Here is an 18,026-nt window from a genome sequence, read left to right as displayed (position 1 = left end):
CACGCCTGGACGCCGTCGACCTGCCTGCGACCGTGACTGCCCGGACAAGATCCGGGGCACCACGACCACGACCGAATCCCGATCAGTCCACCACGGCCGCCGGCCGGGTTCGGTGATCACCCGATCGTGACCACCCGGGCCCAGTCAGGGGGCAGGTCCGGTGTGTAGTCGGGATCGTCCTCGCCGGACCTGCGTTCGCGCGGGAACAGGCCCACGACGGTGCGGCACGGTGGTCGTGACTCCGGCCAGGGGGTGTGCCCGTCGGTCAGGGCGACGATGGCGTCGGGGCGGGGGTTGGCGCGCAGGGCCTTGGCGAAGCCGGTGCGCAGGTTCGTGCCGCCACCGCCCACCAACGGGATGCCCTCGGCGCGGCACAGGGCATGGGTGACGTGGACGGCGGTGTCGCACGACAGCACCGAGACCAGGTCGCGGCGGCCGCCCACGGCGCGGGCGATCGCGGTGATCTCGACCAGAGCGCTGCCCAGCTCCTCGTCGCTCACCGACCCGGAGGTGTCCACGATCACGCAGACCCGGGGTGGCCGGCGGCGCAGGCTCGGCAGCACGACGCCGGGCAGGCCGGCCGACCGCCGCGAGGGCCGGCCGTAGGTGTAGTCCTCGCCCACCCCCGGGCCGGACACCGCCGAACGGACCGCCGCACCCAGCAGTTCGCGCCACGGCTGCGGCGGCTGGAACGCCTCCCGCGCCCACCGTTGCCAGCCCTTCGGCGCGTTCCCGGGACGCGCGTTGAGACCTCGGGCCACCCGGAACCGGACGGCGTCGCGTTCCTGCTCGCTCAGCCCGTGCGCGCCGTCCGGCCCCAGGTCCCAGTCCCGGTCCAGCCCGTCCGCGCCGCTGCCGCAGTCCAGCCAGGCGAAGTCGGCGGTGTACGGCCCGAGCCGGAACTGGCGCAGGTAGTCCTCCATCAACTGCCCGTCGGGCAACCGGAGCAGGCCCGGTTTCACGGCGTCCGCGGGCTCGGGCAGCCCTTCGCCGTACACGTCGTCGTTGATCTCGAAGTCCGCCGCGATGTTCAGCCGCAACCGCTCGCCCCGCCCGCTCAGCCCGTGCTCGGCCATGAACCGGTCACCGCGCCCGTGGTGGTCGCGCAGCAGGTGGGACACCTCGTGCACCCAGACCCCGGCCAGCTCGGCCACCGGAGTGCGCTCCACGAACGCGGGCGACACGTAGCAGCGCCAGTGCCGGTCCACGGCCATCGTCGGCACCGACCGCGATGCCACCGGGTGCAAGGCGAACAACGCCGTCGCCAGGTACGGCCGGCACCGCACCGCGTGCAGCCGTGCGGCGAACAGCTTCTCCTCGTCCAAGCCCTCGACCGTCACGCGCCCACCGCCGCACGGTCCGCGCGCCGCGACAGCGACACCGCCCCGGCCAGCCGTTCGATCGCCGCGGGCACCTGCCAGTCGTCGCGGCGCATCGCGGCGAGCGTGGCCGCCGGCACGACCACCAGGTCCGGCGCGCCGGTCTCCAGCGCCCGCGCCAGCAACGACCACGCCGCGTCCCAGCGGGACCGCTCCGGCCGCCGGCGCACCGCCTCCACCACGCCGTCGAGCACGGTCTGGCGCAGGTCGCCGCGCTCGGGCAGGACGGCCGCCGCCGGGTCCGCCAGCAACGCCTCGGGATCGGGCAGGTCCATCCGGTCCAGGCTCGCCAGCAGCTCCAGGCCCGGACCGTCCCCGACGGTGCCGCGCACCAGCATCGACAGCACCTCCCGGGACGCGTCCGCCGCCGTGGCGAAGGCGACCAGGCGCAGCGCCATGTCCCAGCTGCGCGGTGAGGGCCACGGCCCGCCGCGGCCGGCTTCGCTCTTCGGCAGTTGGTGCACGAGCCGGGGTCGCGCGGCCAGCAGGTCGCACACGGCCCGGCGGGCGAACGCCACGGCGTCGTGCAGGCGTCCCGGGTCGAGGTGCGGCAGCGTCGCCCTCGGCCACGTCCCGCCCAGCCCGCGCACCACGACGTCGTGGTCGTAGGTCCACTGGAGGTGGACGAAGCGGTTGGCCAGCGGCGGGCTCAGCTCCCAGCCGTCGGCGGCGGAGGATCGCGGGTTCGCGGCGGCCACGATGCGCACACCGGGCGGCAGGTGCAGCGCCCCGATCCGGCGTTCCAGCACGACCCGCAGCAGCGCGGCCTGGACGGCGGGCGGCGCGGTGGACAGCTCGTCGAGGAACAGCAGCCCGCGACCCGCCCGGACCAGGCGCACGGCCCAGTCCGGCGGGGCCATCGGCACGCCCTGCACCGCCGGGTCGTCGCCGACCACCGGCAGACCGGCGAAGTCGGAGGGCTCGTGCACGCTGGCGATCACCGTCGTCAGCGGCAGGTCGAGGGCGTCGGCGAGCTGGGTGAGGGCGGCGGTCTTGCCGATCCCCGGCTCGCCCCACAGCAGCACCGGCAGGTCGGCGGACACGGCCAGCGTCAAGGCTTCCAGCTGCGTGTCGGCACGCGGTTCGGTGGTCGTGTCCCGGAGCAGGGCGAGCAGGTCGGCGGCGGCGTCCATCGGTCGGACGGGAGCCGTCGCGGCGGCGTTGTTCAGCGCAAGAGGCATGTTCTGGTCACCTTGGGGTCAGGCCGTGCGTCGGCCGCGGGAGGGGGTGAGGTGGTGCGGTCAGCGGGAGGTCGCGTGGCGCGGGTGCGCCCGGAGCTGACGTCGTCCTGGTTCGGGGGCCGCCGGTTCCGGGCCCAGCCCGACGAGCCCGGCCCGGAACAGCCCGTGCGTGACGCGTCGGCGCAGCGCCGTCTCGAGCTCGTCGCGCAACGGACCGTCGCGCAGTGCCGCCCCCGGCCCGAGGAGGGCTTCGACGACGTCGAGGGCGCCGGCCGCGTCACCGTGGTCCAGGCGGGCGCGGATGTCCACAAGGGACTCCGGGTGGCGGTGGGCGTCGTCGATCACTTGCAGGCACGGCAGTCCGGTGCCGCCCAACGTCATCAGCAGCTCTTCCCGGCGGATCTCGTCGGGGTCGTGGTCGAGCGGGACGAGCACCCCGTCCACCAGGCCGATCCGGTGCGTTGCGCCGCGGCACTCGACCAGACGTGCGGTCCCCGTGCGGTCCGGGCCCCGCGACGCACGGGGTCGGTGGTCCGGCAGGAGCGCCGACGCGACCAGCGGGTGCAGCCGGTCGGCGTCGATCAGCCCGGCGCGCAACAACTCCAGGTCGGGCGGCACCCAGGTCGCCGCGTCCGGCAGCACCGGCCGGGTCCGGTCGCAGTCCCGCGCGGAGGGCACCGCGGTCGAGCCGTCCTGGTGCAGCAGCAACCGGTGCGTCCTGGTCAGCCGCACGGTGACGACGCCGTCCGCGCATCCGTCCGCGCGCAGCAACAGCGCCGCTTCCGCCGCCCACTGGTGCCGCGCCACCGGCCCGATCGGATCACCGTCCGCGGGTGGGTGCCCGGCCCCGGACCGCTCCCACAGCTCACCCGCGCGGCGCGCGTCCCACAGGTGTCGGTGCAGGTCGAAGCGGAACCGCCGGTGTGGCCGGGGATGGGGGTGCGGGCCGCGCTCGGGCCGGGACGGATCCCACAACGCGAGGCTGATCCGCTGGCCGGCGCTCGCCCACGCCGGCGGCGTCCGCGCCACGAGGTGCGTCACGGCACCGCCGGCCGCCGGTGGGTACCGGGCCAGCGAGACCGTGAGCCCCGGCCTGAGCAGGCCGTCGGGACCGATCCTGGGGAAGTGCCAGCGGAGCAGGTCGGGGGCCAGGTGGCGGAGGTCGGCCCGGAGCCGTTGGGCGAACTGCCGACCGCGGGTGCGAACCACGGCTCGCAGGTCGAGGTCCACGTCGACGCGTGCCGCGGCACAGGCCCCGGCCCAGTCGCCCGTCGTGCGGCGGGCGGTCGCTCGGTCGATCATCGACGGTGGCACGGCGAACTGGCGCACACGTGCCCAGGAGTGGAGGTGGGAGTTCTCGTTCGCGGTGGGCATCAGCACTCACCTTGGGCGAACGGAACCTCCGATCTGCTCGAAGTGTTCATCATCGCGGCGAGCGTACCAGGACCGCCCTGTCCGACCTGATCATCGCCGGGTGGCCGTGACGGACCTGCTGGAATGCCCGGCACCCTGCTGCACATCTGGTCGGCGTTCGACCGCACCCGCCACAACGGCGGCGCGGTGCTCCTGCTGGTGGCCGTGCGGTCGGTGGACGTGCCGCGCCCGCCCCGTCGAGCCCGCGGCCCGCCGACGACCCGCGCCGGCAGCGCCCGGAGCAGCCGGTCCGGGCAGGTGGACGTCATCCACCTGCCCGTTCGGGCGTTCCTCGCTGCCCCTCCGCCGGACCGCGGGCGTCTCGACCCGTGTGGCGGCGCGAACCTAGCTTGGCGGCATGGTCGCCATCGAGACGTACACCGTCACCCACTTCAGCCACCACCCGTACGCGGCGCAGATCAACTGCTTCGACGTGAACAAGAAGCACGTGGGCACCGTCACCTTCTACGCCGACGACGTCGCCCTGCCGCCGAACGCCGCTGCGTCGCCGCCCATCATCAACTTCGCCGTGAGCCGGTTGGCCGAGGTGATCGGCACGTTGCGGTACGAGAAGCCCGTGGAGTTCAGCTTCAACCCGGCCAACCTCATCGGCTCGGTGGGCACCAGCGGCCTGGAGGCGGTGGGGGAGCAGGAGGGTTGACGCCCGGGTCGCGGCTTCCGGGCACCTCCGCCGGCGTGATCAGCAACCGCTCAGCGTGCTCGTCGGAAGTTTCTCGGTCTTTTTCGGCTCGCGATGTCGATCCGGGCCGTCGCCGTTCGACGCAAAGGTGACGGGAGCCGACCGAGACACCGGGAGACGATGATGAGGGCAGGACGACGCGAGTGGTGGGGGCTGGCGGTGCTGGCGTTGCCGACGCTGCTGTTGTCGCTGGACATGAGCGTGCTGCACCTGGCGGTCCCGCACCTGGCCGCGGACCTGCGGCCGAGCAGCTCCCAACTGCTGTGGATCATCGACGTCTACGGGTTCATGATCGCGGGTTTCCTGGTCACGATGGGCACGCTGGGTGACCGGATCGGGCGGCGGAAGCTGCTCATGGCCGGTGGGGCGGCCTTCGCCGCGGCGTCGGTCGTGGCGGCGTTCAGCACCAGCCCGGAGATGCTGATCGCGGCGCGAGCGGCGCTCGGGGTCGCCGGGGCGACGTTGATGCCGTCGACGTTGGCGCTGATCAGCAACATGTTCCAGGACACCAGGCAGCGCGGGACCGCGATCGCGGTGTGGATGAGCTGCTTCATGGGCGGCATGGTGGTCGGGCCGGTGGTCGGCGGCGTGCTGCTGGAGCGCTTCTGGTGGGGCTCGGTGTTCCTGATGGCCGTGCCGGTGATGGTCCTGCTGCTGGCCACCGCGCCGAAGCTGCTGCCGGAGTACCGCGACGCGGCCGCCGGGCGGCTCGACCCGGCGAGCGTGGCGTTGTCGCTGGGCGCGATCCTGCCGATCGTCTACGCCCTCAAGGAGACCGCGAAGGACGGCGTGTCACTGCTCAACGCGGTGGTGCTCGTCGCGGGCGTGGCGGTCGGCGTGGTGTTCGTCCGCCGCCAGCGCGGCCTGGCCGACCCGATGCTGGACCTGCGGCTGTTCCGGGTGCGGGCGTTCAGCGCGGCGGTGAGCATCATGCTGGTCGGCGCGCTCACCATGGGCGGGGTGTTCCTGCTCGTCAGCCAGTACTTGCAGTTGGTCGCCGGGTTCACCGCGGCCCAGGCGGGGCTGTGGCTGGTGCCGCAGGCGGGCGCGGTGGTGGTCGGCTCGCTGATCGCGCCGCGGCTCGCGCGGCGGTTCCGGCCGGAGTTCGTGCTCGGGTTCGGGATGCTCGTCGCGGCGGGCGGAATCGTGCTGTTCACGCAGGCCACCGGCGCGGGCGGGGTGGCGTTCGTGGTGGCGGGCATGTCGATCGCGAGCTTCGGCATGGGCCCGCAGGGCGTGCTGTGCACCGAGATGGTGGTGAGCTCGGTGCCGCCGCGCAAGGCCGGCGCCGCGTCGGCGATGTCGGAGACGAGCGGCGAGTTCGGCATCGCCATGGGCATCGCGGTGTTCGGCAGCATCGGCACGGCGGTCTACCGCGACGAGGTGTCCGTTCCGGCTGGGGTGCCCGCCGACGCGGCCGCCCTGGCGTCGGACAGCATGGCCGGCGCGGCGCAGGCGGCGGGCACGCTCCCCGGCCCGCTCGCGGACGCCGTCCTGGTCACCGCGCGGGACGCCTTCGCCGCCGGGCTGCACACCGTGGCGGGCATCGGCGCGGTGGTCGTGGTCGTGTTCGCGGTGGTCGGCATGACCGCGCTGCGCAAGGCCCGGCCGGTGGCCGCCGACGAGCGGGTCGCGGTGCTGGAGGGCCGCTGAGCGCCCTGGTGGGCGTCACGCCGTGACGTCCACCAGGGCCTCGCCGGTCAGGCCGGGGCGCGCAGGGCCGCGACGGCCGCCGCGATCCCGGCCTTGTCGTAGCTGCCCGTGGGCAGGGTGGCGCCGTGGGCGTGGCGGACGACGCCCTGGCGGTCCACGAGGACGCTGCCGGACTGCCGCATCGAGCCGAAGACCTTCTTCCCCAAGCCGACCACGTCGTGCGGGCTCCCGTGGTGGCCGGTGAGCACGGGGAACGGGATGCGGTGCTTCTCCTTCCACTTCGCCGCCGTCGCCCGGTCCTCGGGGACGGCGGCGAGGACGCGCACGTCGTCGGGCAGCGCCCGGATCGCCTCGGCGAGGCGTTCGGCTTCCAGGCGCTCGAGGGCCTCGTCCTCGGCCGACGCCGCCGGGGCGGGACCGGCCTCGTCGTGGTGGTCGAGCAGGCGGCGGGCGCGGCGCAGGTACTCGTGCCGCACGATCCGGAACATCCAGGACGCGAGCGCCGCCGTGGCGCGCAGGGAGCCGATCTTGCGGTACAGGATGATCAGCGCTTCCTGCGCCGCGTCCTCGGCGTCCTGCGGTGACGCGCACAGGCTCTCGGCGAACCGCCGCACGTGCGGGTGCGCGCCGTGCACCACCGCGACCAGCGACTCCGGGTCACCGTCCTGCGCCGCCTGGATCAACTGCTCACTCGCCCAACCGCGATCAACCACGTTCACCCCATGAGAGGCCCCGACACGGCGAAAGGGTTCACGTGTCGTCGGCACGGCTCGCCCCGGCGGGGAGCGGTGGGGGAAAGATCCTTTTTAGGCCGTTCGGGTGGCCGCGACCGCTACTCAATGTTTCGTTGAAGTTTCGTTGAGTGACCGATAGGCTGACCGTTCTGGGAGCGCTCCCATATTGATCACACCGCCGCTCACACCTATCCGGAGATATGGAGGCCCATCGATGCGTATCCGTGGTACTTCCGGGTCCGTCACCAGACGGCGGGGCATCATCGCAGCGGTCATCGGTCTGCTGGCGTGCACGTTCATCGCGACGCCGACCGCCTCGGCGCACGGGACGATCGTCGGTCCCGCCACCCGCGCGTACCAGTGTTGGCAGTCCTGGGGCAGCCAGCACACCAACCCGGCCATGCAGCAGCAGGACCCCATGTGCTACCAGGCGTTCCAGGCCAACGCCGACACCATGTGGAACTGGATGAGCGCGCTGCGGGACGGTCTTCGCGGCAACTTCCAGGGCACGACGCCCGACGGCCAGCTCTGCAGCAACGCCCTGGCCCGCAACAACGCCCTCAACACCCCGGGCTCGTGGCGGATGACCAACGTCGGCGCCAGCTTCTCCATGCACCTGTACGACCAGGCCAGCCACGGCGCCGACTACTTCCGCGTCTACGTCAGCAAGAACGGGTTCGACCCGAAGACCCAGCGCCTCGGCTGGGGCAACCTCGACCTCGTGACGCAGACCGGGCGGTTCGCGCCGGCCAAGGACATCACGTTCAACGTCCAGACCTCCGGCGCGTACCGGGGTCACCACGTCGTGTTCACGATCTGGCAGGCCTCGCACCTCGACCAGACCTACATGTGGTGCAGTGACGTGAACTTCGGCTGACGGCGAGCCCGTCCACCGGGAGTCCGCACGTGAGAGTGCCGGCCCGGCGCCAGCGGTACTGGCGCCGGGCCGGCTTTCGCCGTGCCGTGTCAGGGCCGTGTCAGGGCGGTGTCAGCGGCATGTCCGGGTCGGCGGCGACCGTGGTGACGACAACCGCCACGGAAGGACACCCGATGAGCGACACGGCCCCCATCCCGCACGGCCTCCCGATGGACCGCGACGCGGGCCCGTTCGACCCGCCCAGCCGGATCACCCGGCTGCGCGAGACCCGCCCGGTCAGCCCGATGGTGTTCCCCGACGGCCACGAGGGCTGGCTCGTCACCGGTTACGACGAGGTCCGCCTGCTCATGGCCGACACCCGGTTCAGCTCGCGCCAGGACCTCGGGGTCGTGCACGTGCCCTACGAGGTGCCGGGCATGCCCGTGGCCACCGAACCGTCCCCGCAGGTGCCCGGCCTGTTCATCAGCATGGACCCACCGGACCACACCCGGCTGCGGCGGATGCTCACCGGCGCCTTCACCGTCAAGCGCATGAAGCAGCTCGAAGAGCGCATCGCCGACATCGCCGAACGGCAGCTCGACGCGATGGCGCGGCTGACCCCGCCGGTCGACCTGGTCGCGGAGTTCGCGCTGCCGGTGCCGTCACTGGTGATCTGCGAACTGCTCGGCGTGCCGTACGAGGACCGCGCCGACTTCCAGGCCGACTCCGCGAAGTTCATGGAGAAGGACGTCGCGCTCGACGAGAAGATGGCCGCGTTCACCGGCCTGACCGGCTACCTGGCCGGGCTGGTCACGCGCAAGCGGGCCGAGCCCGGCGAGGACCTGCTGTCGGACCTGGCCCGCCACGACGAGCTCACCGTCGAGGAGCTGACCGGCATCGCGTTCCTGCTGCTGCTGGCGGGCCACGAGACCTCCGCGAACATGTTGTCGCTGGGCACCTTCGCGCTCTTGGAGCACCCCGACCAGTTGGCCGCGTTGCGCGCCGAGCCGGACCTGGTGCCCGGTGCCGTCGAGGAGCTCATGCGCTACCTGTCCGTCGCCGACATCTTCTACCGCTACGCCACCGAGGACATCGAGCTCGGCGGCGAGACGATCACCAAGGGCTCGACCGTCGTGGTGTCCCTGCTGGCGGCCAACCGCGACCCCCGGCGCTTCGACGACCCCGACGCGCTCGACGTCCGCCGCACGGCCCGCGGCCACCTGGCGTTCGGCCACGGCGTGCACCAGTGCCTCGGCCAGCAACTGGCCCGCATCGAGCTGCGCGCCGGCTTCGCCGGGCTGCTGCGCCGCTTCCCGACGTTGCGGCTCGCCGTCGCGGCGGACGAGGTGAGGCTCAGGACCGACATGAACATCTACGGCGTCCACGAGCTGCCGGTCACGTGGGCGCAGCAGGACCGGCTCTGACCTGCGGGAAAGTGACCGGACGCGGTGTCGGCGGCCGTGTCAGGGTCGTGTCAGGGCGGTGACAGGCGGCACGCCGACAGTGGCCGCATGAACAGTTCAGCGATTGCGGTTTCCGGGTTGCGCAAGGCGTACGGGGACAAAGCGGTGCTCGACGGGATCGACTTCGAGGTCCCGGCGGGCACCGTCTTCTCCCTGCTCGGCCCGAACGGGGCGGGCAAGACCACGACGGCCAACGTGCTCACCACGTTGACCGCGGCCGACGGCGGCACGGCGCGCGTGGCGGGCCACGACCTCGCGACCGAGGCCAGGGCGGTGCGCGCGGCGATCGGCGTCACCGGCCAGTTCGCCGCGGTGGACGACCTGCTGACCGGGCAGGAGAACCTGCGGCTGATGGTCGACCTCCAGCGCGGCCGGGTGGACGAGCGGGTCGTCACCGAGCTGCTGGAGCGGTTCGAGCTGGCGGACTCGGCGCACCAGCCCGCCTCGACCTACTCCGGCGGCATGCGCCGCAAGCTCGACCTGGCGATGACGCTCGTCGGCGACCCGCGGGTCATCTTCCTGGACGAGCCGACGACCGGGCTCGACCCGCGCAGCCGCCGCACGATGTGGTCGATCATCCGCGACCTGGTGGCCGAGGGCGTGACCATCTTCCTCACCACGCAGTACCTGGAGGAGGCCGACCAGCTCGCCGACCGCGTCGCGGTGCTCGACCAGGGCCGCCTGGTCGCGCAGGGCACGCCCGACGAGCTCAAGCGCCGGCTGCCGGGCACGCACGTGCGGCTGAGGTTCGCCACCGCCGCCGACCTCGACGCGGCCGCGCGGCTGTTCGCCGACGGCACCCGTGACGACGAGGCGCTGGCCCTGCGGGTGCCCGGCGACGGCGCCACGCGTTCGCTGCGGGCCCTGCTCGACCGGCTCGACGCCCACTCGCTCGACGCGGAGGAGCTCTCCGTGCACACCCCCGACCTCGACGACGTCTTCCTCGCCCTGACGGGCCGCACCGCGGAGGCTGCGAAATGAGCGCCAAGTCCCACTCGACGACCATGTTGCGCCGCAACTTCAAGCACATCGCCCGGAATCCGACCTCGGTGTTCAACGCGGTGCTGATGCCGGTCGTGATGATGCTGATGTTCGTGTACGTGTTCGGCGACGCCTTCGACGTCGGCGTCGACTACATCGACTACGCGACGCCGGGGCTGATGCTGCTGGCCGTCTGCTACGGGCTGGGTGCCACCGCGACCGCGGTGAACTCGGACATGACCAAGGGCATCATCAACCGGTTCAAGGTGATGGACGTGCCGCGCGGCGCGGTGCTGACCGGTCACGTCGTGGCCGGCGTGCTGACCAACGTGGTCGCCATCGCGGCCCTGGTCGGGGTGGCGTTCCTGCTGGGGTTCAGCCCGGCGGCGGGTGTGCTCGACTGGCTCGGCGTGGTCGGCGTGGTCCTGCTGCTCGCCTTCGCGACCGGCTGGCTGACCGTCGCGCTGGGACTGGCGGCGAAGTCGCCGGAGACGGCGGGCCTGGCCGCGGTGCCGCTGATCATGCTGCCGTTCTTCAGCAGCGCGATCGTGCCCGCGGAGATGATGGGCCCCGGTGTCCGGGAGTTCGCCCGGTACCAGCCGTTCACGCCGATCATCGAGTCCCTGCGCGGGTTCGTCGCCGGCGCGCCGGACGCCGGTGACGTGATCGCCGCGGTCGCCTGGTGCGCGGGCATCGCCCTCGTCGGCTACCTGTGGGCGTCCTCGACCTTCAAGAAGCGGGCCTGATCACCCGCGGGAGCACGGGAGGTGCGCCATGCCCGCTTTCGCCACGCCCACGCCCATCACCGCCACCCTCGTCGTCGCCGGGGCCAGGGTGCGGGTCACCGCGAGCGACCGGACCGACACCGTGGTGCTGGTCGAACCGGTCGACCGGACGAGCAGGTCGGACGTCCGCGTCGCGGAGCGGACCAGGGTCGACTTCGCCGACGGGCGGTTGTCGGTCAAGACGACCGTGTCCGGCGCCAGGACCGGTTCGGTCGCCATCACGATCGAACTGCCCGCCGGGTCGGGCCTGGTCGCCTACCTCGCGCACGCCGGCGTGCACGCCGACGGCGCGTTCGGCGAGTGCGAGCTGCACACCGCGTCGAGCCGGGTCCGGTTGGACCGCGTGGAGGCGCTGCGGGCGAACATCGCCGCGGGTGAGGTGGCGGTCGACCACATCGCCGGGCGGGCCACGATCGACGGCAGCTCGGTGACGGCGCGGATCGGCGAGGTCCGGGGCGCGGTCCGGCTCTCCAGCTCGGGCGGGCGGACCTGGATCGGGCACGCCCGCGCCGACCTCGACCTCAGCAGCGGCAGCGGCGGGTTCGACCTCGACCGGGTCGACGGCAGCGTCACCGCCAAGACCGGCGACGGGTCCATCCGGATCGGCCGGTTGACGCGGGGTCGGGCCGAGCTGTCCAACCACTCGGGTGACATCCGGGTGGGCATCGGCGAGGGCGTCGCCGTGCGGCTGGACGTCGACAGCAAGCGGGGGTCGGTGCGCAACTCCGTCGTGCCGCACCCGGACCGGTGCGACGGCGAGGTCAGCGTCCACGCCCGGACCCGGCACGGCGACGTGATCGTCCACCGTGCGGCGGGCTGACCCGGTGGGCGACGGTCATGCTTGTGCGAGGGTGGCCTCGACCAGCTCGGACCAGCCTGTCGTCGTGCCATCCGGCGTCGCCTCGGCGAGCTGCGCGTCGTGGGGGAGCTTTGGTGCGGCGGGCTGACCCGGTGGGTGGTGGTCATGCTTGTGCGAGGGTGGCCTCGACCAGCTCGGACCAGCCTGTCGTCGTGCCATCCGGCGTCGCCTCGGCGAGCTGCGCGTCGTGGGGGAGCTTTGGTGCGGCGGGCTGACCCGGTGGGCGGTGGTCATGCTTGTGCGAGGGTGGCCTCGACCAGCTCGGACCAGCCTGTTGCCGTGCCTTCCAGCGTCGCCTCGGCGAACCGCGCGTCGCCGAGGTGCTCCCGCGCGGCCCGTTCGATCCGCGTCACGTCGGGGTGGGACAGGTCGGGCAGCCCGCGCACGGCGGCGCTCGCCGCGAGCAGCCGGGCGGCCTGCTCGGGCCGGTCCAGGCGCAGCGCCAGGTCCGCGACTCCGACCAGGATCCGGGCGAGCAGGGGTGCGTGGCCCGTCTCGGCCGCCGCCCGGCAGGCCGCCGCGCGGTGCGCGCGGGACTCGGCGAGGTCGTCGGCGAGGTAGCCGAGCAGGTCGTGCGTCGTCGCGCGGATGTTCGCGTGGTCGGCTTCCGCGCCCAGCAGGGCCGTCGCGGCGCGCAACTGCTCGTGCGCCCGCTCGACCTCGCCGTCGAACCGCGCGAGTTCCGCCTTGGCCAGCGCCAGCATGCCGAGCGCTCCCGGCCAGGTGACCCGCCGCGCGAGCCGTTGCGCCTCGGCCAGGGCCGCCGCGCCGGCGTCGTGGTCGCCCAGCAGCCGGTGCAGCCGGGCCTGGTGCGCCCGCATCAGGATGACGTCCTCGGGCGCACCGACCTCGCTGACCACCGCGATCGCCTGGTCGTAGTGCTCGCACGCGCGGGCGAACTCGCCGCGCACGGCCATTCGGTCGGCCAGCTCCGACAGGGCGAACGACATGCCCCACCGCTCGCCGATCGCGCGGAACTCGGCCAGCGCCGCCTCCAGGTGCTCGTCCGCCTCACGCCCGCCGTGGCCGAGCACGATCCGCATCTTGCCCTTGTGTAGCCGGGCCAGCGCCCGCACCCAGGGGTCCGCGTGGTCCAGCAGCGGATCCCACGCCGACAGCATCGACTCCGGCTCCCGCACCATGCGTTCGAGCGGGACGACCAGGGCGAGCAGCGGGCTGCCCCGCCGACCGCTGCGGCTGAACTCGTAGGCCTGGTGGATCGCCTCCGCCGCCTGGTGCTGGTCGGCCGGGCCGGAGGTGATGAACATCGACCTCAGGGCGTGGACCATGGCCCGGACCTCGTCGGGCACCTCGCCGGGCAGGGCGGCGGCCGCGTTGATCAGCTCCATGCCCTCGGACTTGTGCCCGCTGAGCCACCAGTACCAGCCGCCGCCCGCCGCGAGCCGCATCGCGCCGTGCGCGTCGCCCGCCGCGAGCGCGCCGCGCATCGCCGACACCACGTTGTCGTGCTCGGCGTCGAGCACGGCCAGCCACGTCACCTGCTCGGCGCGGCGCAGGTGCGGTTCGGCGGCCTCGGCCAGCTCGGTGAAGTGCGCCAGGTGCGCGTGGCGGGCCCGATCCGCTTCGCCCGCCTCGGCGAGCCGGTGCGCGGCGTACTCCTTGATCGTGCCGAGCATCCGGTAGCGCGGCGTGCCGTCACCCTCGGCGACCAGCAACGACTTCTCGGTCAACGACGTGAGCAGCTCGAGCACCTCGTCCGGCTCGACGGTGTCGCCCGCGCAGACCCGTTCGGCCGCGTCCAGGCCCGCGCCGCCGGAGAACACCGCGAGCCGCCGCAGCACGACCCGTTCCGCGTCGGTGAGCAGCTCCCAGCTCCAGTCGACCATCGCGCGCAGCGTGCGGTGCCGCGGCAACGCGGTGCGGCTGCCGCCGGTGAGCAGGCGGAACCGGTCGTCGAGGCGGTGGGCGAGCTGGTCGGGGGACATGGTGCGCAACCGGGCGGCGGCCAGTTCGATCGCCAGCGGGATGCCGTCCAGGGCCCGGCAGACGCGGGCCATCGTGGCCAACGCGCGGTCGTCCGCGGCGAGGTCCTTGCGCACCGCGCTCGCCCGGTCGCGCAGCAGGCGGACGGCAGGCGCGGCCCCGATCTCGGCGGCATCGGCGTCCGCGGGCGGCACGGCCAGCGGCTCGACCAGCCACAGCGCCTCGCCGGTGATGCCCAGCGGTTCCCGGCTCGTGGCCAGGACCCGCAGCCGCCGGCACTCGCCGAGCAGCCGGTGGGCGAAGGCCGCCGCCGACTCGATCACGTGCTCGCAGTTGTCCAGGACCAGCAACGCCTCCCGGTCGCGGACCGCGGCGACGAGCCGGTCCACCGGCTCCGCGTTCGGCGCCTCACCGAGCAGGGCGTCACGCAGGCCGAGCGCGGCCAGCGTCGCCTGCGCCACGTCGCCGTCGGGGCCGATGGCGGCCAGCTCCACCAGCCACGCGCCGTCGGGCAGGTCGTCCAGCAGCGTGCGCGCGGTCTCCACGGCCAGCCTGGTCTTGCCCGAACCGCCCGGCCCGATCAGCGTGGTGAGCCGTTGTTCGGCGACGAGCTCGCGGACCGCGGCGACATCGGCGTCCTTGCCGACGAAGCTGGTCAGCTCCGCGCGCAGGTTGGTCTTGCGCGGCTCCTCCCGGCGGCTCAGCTCACCGCGCAGCAGCGCGACGTGCACTGTGGACAGCTCCGGCGAGGGGTCGACGCCCAGTGCGTCGGCCAGCGCTTCCCGCGTCCGCTCGTACACGACCAGTGCCTCGGAGTCGCGACCGGCGGCGGCGAGGGCGCGCAGCAGCGCGGCGACGAGCCGTTCCCGCGTGGGGTGGGCGGTCGCCAAATCGGTCAGCTCCGGGATCAGGTCCACGCCGTGGCCGAGGGCGACCTCGGCGTCGAACCGGTCCTCCAGCGCGGTCAGGCGCAGGCCGTCGAGCCGGGTGACCGCCGCGTCGAACGCCTCGCTGTCCTGCAAGCCGACGTCCTGCATGGCCGTGCCGCGCCACAGCGCGAGGGCGTCGCGCAGCAGCCGCACCCGGCGCGGGCCGTCGTCGGTGCGGGCCTGGGCGACGAGGCGCTCGAACCGCACCGCGTCCACGGCGTCGGGCGGCACCGCCAGGCGGTAACCGTTCGGGTGCCCCTCGACCACACCGTCGGGCAGGGCCTTGCGCAGCCGGGAAACCAGGCGCTGCAAGGCGTTCGCGGCGTCGGCGGGTGGGTGCTCGCCCCAGATCCAGTCGACCAGGGTCGCCTTCGGGACCACGTGACCGGGTTCGAGCGCGAGCGCGGCCACCAACCCGCGCAACCGCGCGCCCGGCACGTCGGCGGCGACGCCGTCGTCCGCGCGAACCTCGAACGGCCCCAGCACCCCGATCTGCACGAGGCCGATTGTGTCACGGGCGGTGACGCGGCCCTCGGCTGCTCGACGCGGGTCGGTGCCGGAGGAAGACCTCGCCCTGGCCGTGACCCCGCGGCTCGCGCGCCTCCCGCCGCGCGACCGTCGGTCGGCGGCTGCCCGGAGCGGGTTCGACGGTGACGGCCTCGACCCGTCCTGCCGGGACCAATCGGACGCGATCTTCGGCCACCCCCACCCCAAAGACTGTCTACACAGGACCGGGGGTGGCCCGGTGCGGGCCGGCGGTATGGCGCCGACCCGCACCGCGCGCGACTACTGCACGACGCCGTCGACCTGGAAGGTCTGCACCTGGCCCGCGGCGAACGGCACCCGCAGGGTCTTGCCGCTGAGCCGGGTGTCCTGGCGCTGGGTGTAGCGGTCGGAGCCGGACGGGATGGTGGACCAGCGCGGCACCACGCCGTTGGTCCCGCCCGTGACCTGGGCGAAGCGGGACAGGTCGAAGGTCAGGGTCTGCGCGGAGCCGGTGTTCGCGGCGACGATGACCAGCCGGCGGCCGGCGGGGTCGTAGGCGGCGACGGCGAGGTCGCTGCCGGTGTCCACGATGCGCATGCCGGGCCGGATGTGCCGGGTGAACTGGGCCAGCACGTACAGCTTGGTCTCGACCGCGCCCGCGCTCTGGGTGCCGCCGTCATAGCGGATCGCGCCCCAGCCTGCGGTGGGGTCCATCACCTGCCAGTAGCACCAGGCCGTGGGGTGCAGCCAGCGGAAGTCCAGCAGCAGGCAGCGGGCGGTGGTCAGGCCGGTGCCGTCACCGTCGCCGTGCTCGGAGTTCCACAGCACCTTGCCCGCCGCGCGCACGTCGTTGAACAGCAGGTCGCGCCGACCGCCGGTGCCCTGGTAGCCGTGCACGTTGACCTGCCGCACCAACGACCTGGTGGTGGCGTCGAAGCTGTTCCACGTGGTGCGGGCCAGGTCGTAGCTGGTCTCGTCGGAGGCGGAGATCCCGGTGCCCGACAGGCCCTGCCGGTCCAGCTCGGTGCGCAGGTGCGCCAGGACGCTGCGCTGGGTGGTGGCGTCGATGTGGCACCCCTCCTGGGTGCCGTTGGCGTGCCAGTAGGCGGAGGACGGCTCGTTGAACGGGTCGACGGTGCGGAAGTTCACGCCCCACTGGTCGCGGGCGCGGCGGGCGGTCACGGCCAGGTGCAGCGCGTGCTGGCGGTGGTTCCACGGCTGGAGGTTGGTGTCGGCGGCGTCGGCGGCACCGGAGGGGTTGTGGTTCAGGCACATCCACCACATCGGCGAGTTGGCGAACAGCTCGCTCATCGCGCCGCGCTGGGTGGCCTTCACCAGCGCGGCGCGCTGCTTGGCGTCGGCGTTCCAGTTCCACGCCGACGAAGCGGGGTCCTCGTTGTTCCAGTCCTGCCAGAAGCCCTCGATCTGCTTGAACCGGGGGATGTTCGGGGAGGCGACCATGCGTTCGGTGCCCACGGCGTTCCAGCTGGACGCGCCGAGGTTGTAGCGGGCGATGTTCAGGCCCAGGCCGGGCAGCGCCGCGCCGTTGTAGGTGACGGTCTTGGTGGTGAAGAACAGGTCGGCGAAGTCGTCCCGGTCGCCGAACACGTTGGCCCACCACGCGAGCGAGGTGCCCCAGCCCTCCCACGTGCCATGACTGACGGCGGGGTTGACCCCGATGGTCGCGTCGCCGCGGGCGACGGCCGTGCCGAGCGCGGTGCTCGCGGCCGCGGCGCCCGCCGCGGTCAGCACCGTCCTGCGGTTGATCATGGGTTCTCCTTCGTCGGGTGAGCCGGTACCCGCCCTCCCGGAACGCGACGCGCGGGCGTTCGGGGGCGTCGAGCGGTGGCGGGGTCTTGCGGCGGCGCGCAGCCGGGCCGGGCGCGGCGGTCAGCGGCGCGTGCGGCCGGGGGAGTGCTCCGGCGAGTCCGGTGCGAGCGGGCGCGGTGCGGCGGCGGCACGCGGTGACCGGTGGCCCTGGCGGCGGGCGCGGACGGGGAGCAGGGGCATGGCAGCTGTCCTTCACGACGGTGTGAGAGAGGCTGGGCCGGGCTGCGATCACTCGGTGTTTGCGCAAACATCGAGGGCTCGACGGTAACGTTCGACCCGCGTGCGTGTCCAGGGTTGGTCAACGTTGTCAATCGCAAACAAACGAAAACGCAGGTTCAAGTCCGCGACAACGAGCGCAAACCCAACAAGAGTCGACACGGGTACTGGTCACGGTGTTGGATGTTGGGGCTTGCCGGTCGCTCGACCGCACCAGTCAGGCACCGAGACGTGGGGAGTAGCCGTGTACGAATCGAGTCCGGCGCGGCGGGCGGCCGCGGCGTTCGAGCGCCTGGTCGGGTCCGCGCCGAAGGGCGTGTGGTCGGCTCCCGGCCGGGTGAACCTGATCGGGGAGCACACGGACTACAACGACGGTTTCGTGCTGCCGTTCGCGTTGCCGTACCGGACCGCGGTGGCCGCGTCACCTCGCGAGGACGGGACGCTGAGGGTGGCGACCCTGCACGACGACGGCACGGTCGAGCAGGCCGATCCGGTGGTGGTGGCGGAGTTGGAGCCGGGTGTGGTGGCTGGTTGGGCGGCGTACCCGTCGGGTGTGGCGTGGGTGTTGCGGGGTGAGGGTGTGGTGGGTGGTGCGGATCTGGTGATCGCGGGTGATG

14 protein-coding genes are annotated in these 18,026 nt (G+C 73.2%); 8 read left to right on the top strand and 6 right to left on the bottom strand.

Annotated elements, in window-relative coordinates:
* Window positions 1-116: 116 nt before the first annotated feature.
* The 3 genes from LZG04_RS27105 to LZG04_RS27095 are packed head-to-tail and all read right to left on the bottom strand — an operon-like array spanning window position 117 to window position 3,934.
* A complete protein-coding gene (locus tag LZG04_RS27105; RefSeq protein WP_233821856.1) occupies window positions 117-1,340 on the bottom strand; it encodes a VWA-like domain-containing protein in 1,224 nt (407 codons plus the stop codon).
* Window positions 1,337-2,560 (bottom strand): MoxR family ATPase, encoded by a 1,224-nt coding sequence (locus LZG04_RS27100; protein ID WP_233821854.1) that lies wholly within the window; start codon window positions 2,558-2,560, stop codon window positions 1,337-1,339. The genes LZG04_RS27105 and LZG04_RS27100 overlap by 4 nt, the downstream gene beginning before the upstream one ends.
* Window positions 2,561-2,620: 60 nt before the next feature.
* Window positions 2,621-3,934 carry a hypothetical protein gene (locus LZG04_RS27095; RefSeq protein ID WP_233821852.1) on the bottom strand — a complete coding sequence of 438 codons (1,314 nt, stop codon included), beginning with the start codon at window positions 3,932-3,934 and terminating at the stop codon, window positions 2,621-2,623.
* 397 nt (window positions 3,935-4,331) lie between these two features.
* Between LZG04_RS27095 and LZG04_RS27090 the strand changes: the two genes are divergently transcribed.
* Entirely contained in the window at window positions 4,332-4,634 is a 303-nt protein-coding gene (locus tag LZG04_RS27090) for a hypothetical protein (RefSeq protein WP_233821850.1), read from the top strand.
* 162 nt (window positions 4,635-4,796) lie between these two features.
* Window positions 4,797-6,326 (top strand): MFS transporter, encoded by a 1,530-nt coding sequence (locus LZG04_RS27085; protein WP_233821848.1) that lies wholly within the window; start codon window positions 4,797-4,799, stop codon window positions 6,324-6,326.
* Between the two features lie 47 nt (window positions 6,327-6,373).
* On the opposite strand, the gene LZG04_RS43090 is transcribed toward LZG04_RS27085, so the two are convergent.
* Complete coding sequence (locus LZG04_RS43090) at window positions 6,374-7,039, bottom strand: sigma factor (protein ID WP_374202893.1); 666 nt, start codon at window positions 7,037-7,039, stop codon at window positions 6,374-6,376.
* A 235-nt stretch (window positions 7,040-7,274) separates the two neighbouring features.
* Between LZG04_RS43090 and LZG04_RS27075 the strand changes: the two genes are divergently transcribed.
* The 5 genes from LZG04_RS27075 (at window position 7,275) to LZG04_RS27055 (ending at window position 11,965) form a co-directional block, all read left to right on the top strand.
* Window positions 7,275-7,937 carry a lytic polysaccharide monooxygenase gene (locus LZG04_RS27075; protein ID WP_233821846.1) on the top strand — a complete coding sequence of 221 codons (663 nt, stop codon included), beginning with the start codon at window positions 7,275-7,277 and terminating at the stop codon, window positions 7,935-7,937.
* Window positions 7,938-8,110: 173 nt separating this feature from the next.
* Complete coding sequence (locus tag LZG04_RS27070; protein ID WP_233821843.1) at window positions 8,111-9,340, top strand: cytochrome P450; 1,230 nt, start codon at window positions 8,111-8,113, stop codon at window positions 9,338-9,340.
* A gap of 87 nt (window positions 9,341-9,427) precedes the next feature.
* Window positions 9,428-10,360 (top strand): ATP-binding cassette domain-containing protein, encoded by a 933-nt coding sequence (locus tag LZG04_RS27065; RefSeq protein WP_233821841.1) that lies wholly within the window; start codon window positions 9,428-9,430, stop codon window positions 10,358-10,360.
* Window positions 10,357-11,106, top strand: a complete 750-nt coding sequence (locus LZG04_RS27060; protein ID WP_233821839.1) for an ABC transporter permease — start codon at window positions 10,357-10,359, stop codon at window positions 11,104-11,106. The genes LZG04_RS27065 and LZG04_RS27060 overlap by 4 nt, the downstream gene beginning before the upstream one ends.
* A 28-nt stretch (window positions 11,107-11,134) precedes the next feature.
* Window positions 11,135-11,965 (top strand): DUF4097 family beta strand repeat-containing protein, encoded by an 831-nt coding sequence (locus LZG04_RS27055; protein WP_233821837.1) that lies wholly within the window; start codon window positions 11,135-11,137, stop codon window positions 11,963-11,965.
* Between the two features lie 269 nt (window positions 11,966-12,234).
* On the opposite strand, the gene LZG04_RS27050 is transcribed toward LZG04_RS27055, so the two are convergent.
* A complete protein-coding gene (locus tag LZG04_RS27050; RefSeq protein WP_233821835.1) occupies window positions 12,235-15,375 on the bottom strand; it encodes a BTAD domain-containing putative transcriptional regulator in 3,141 nt (1,046 codons plus the stop codon).
* Between the two features lie 288 nt (window positions 15,376-15,663).
* The gene (locus LZG04_RS27045; RefSeq protein ID WP_233821833.1) at window positions 15,664-17,133 is read right to left on the bottom strand and encodes a hypothetical protein; all 1,470 of its coding nucleotides are present in this window, start codon (window positions 17,131-17,133) and stop codon (window positions 15,664-15,666) included.
* Window positions 17,134-17,653: 520 nt separating this feature from the next.
* On the opposite strand from LZG04_RS27045, the gene LZG04_RS27040 reads away from it, so the two are divergent.
* Window positions 17,654-18,026: galactokinase family protein (locus tag LZG04_RS27040; RefSeq protein ID WP_308199336.1), on the top strand; the 373-nt coding region annotated here is incomplete at its 3' end.

This window comes from Saccharothrix sp. S26, assembly GCF_021390395.1.
Lineage (GTDB): Bacteria > Actinomycetota > Actinomycetes > Mycobacteriales > Pseudonocardiaceae > Actinosynnema.
The sequence above is the reverse complement of the archived record's forward strand: the minus strand, read 5'-3'. Positions and strand labels throughout refer to the sequence as shown.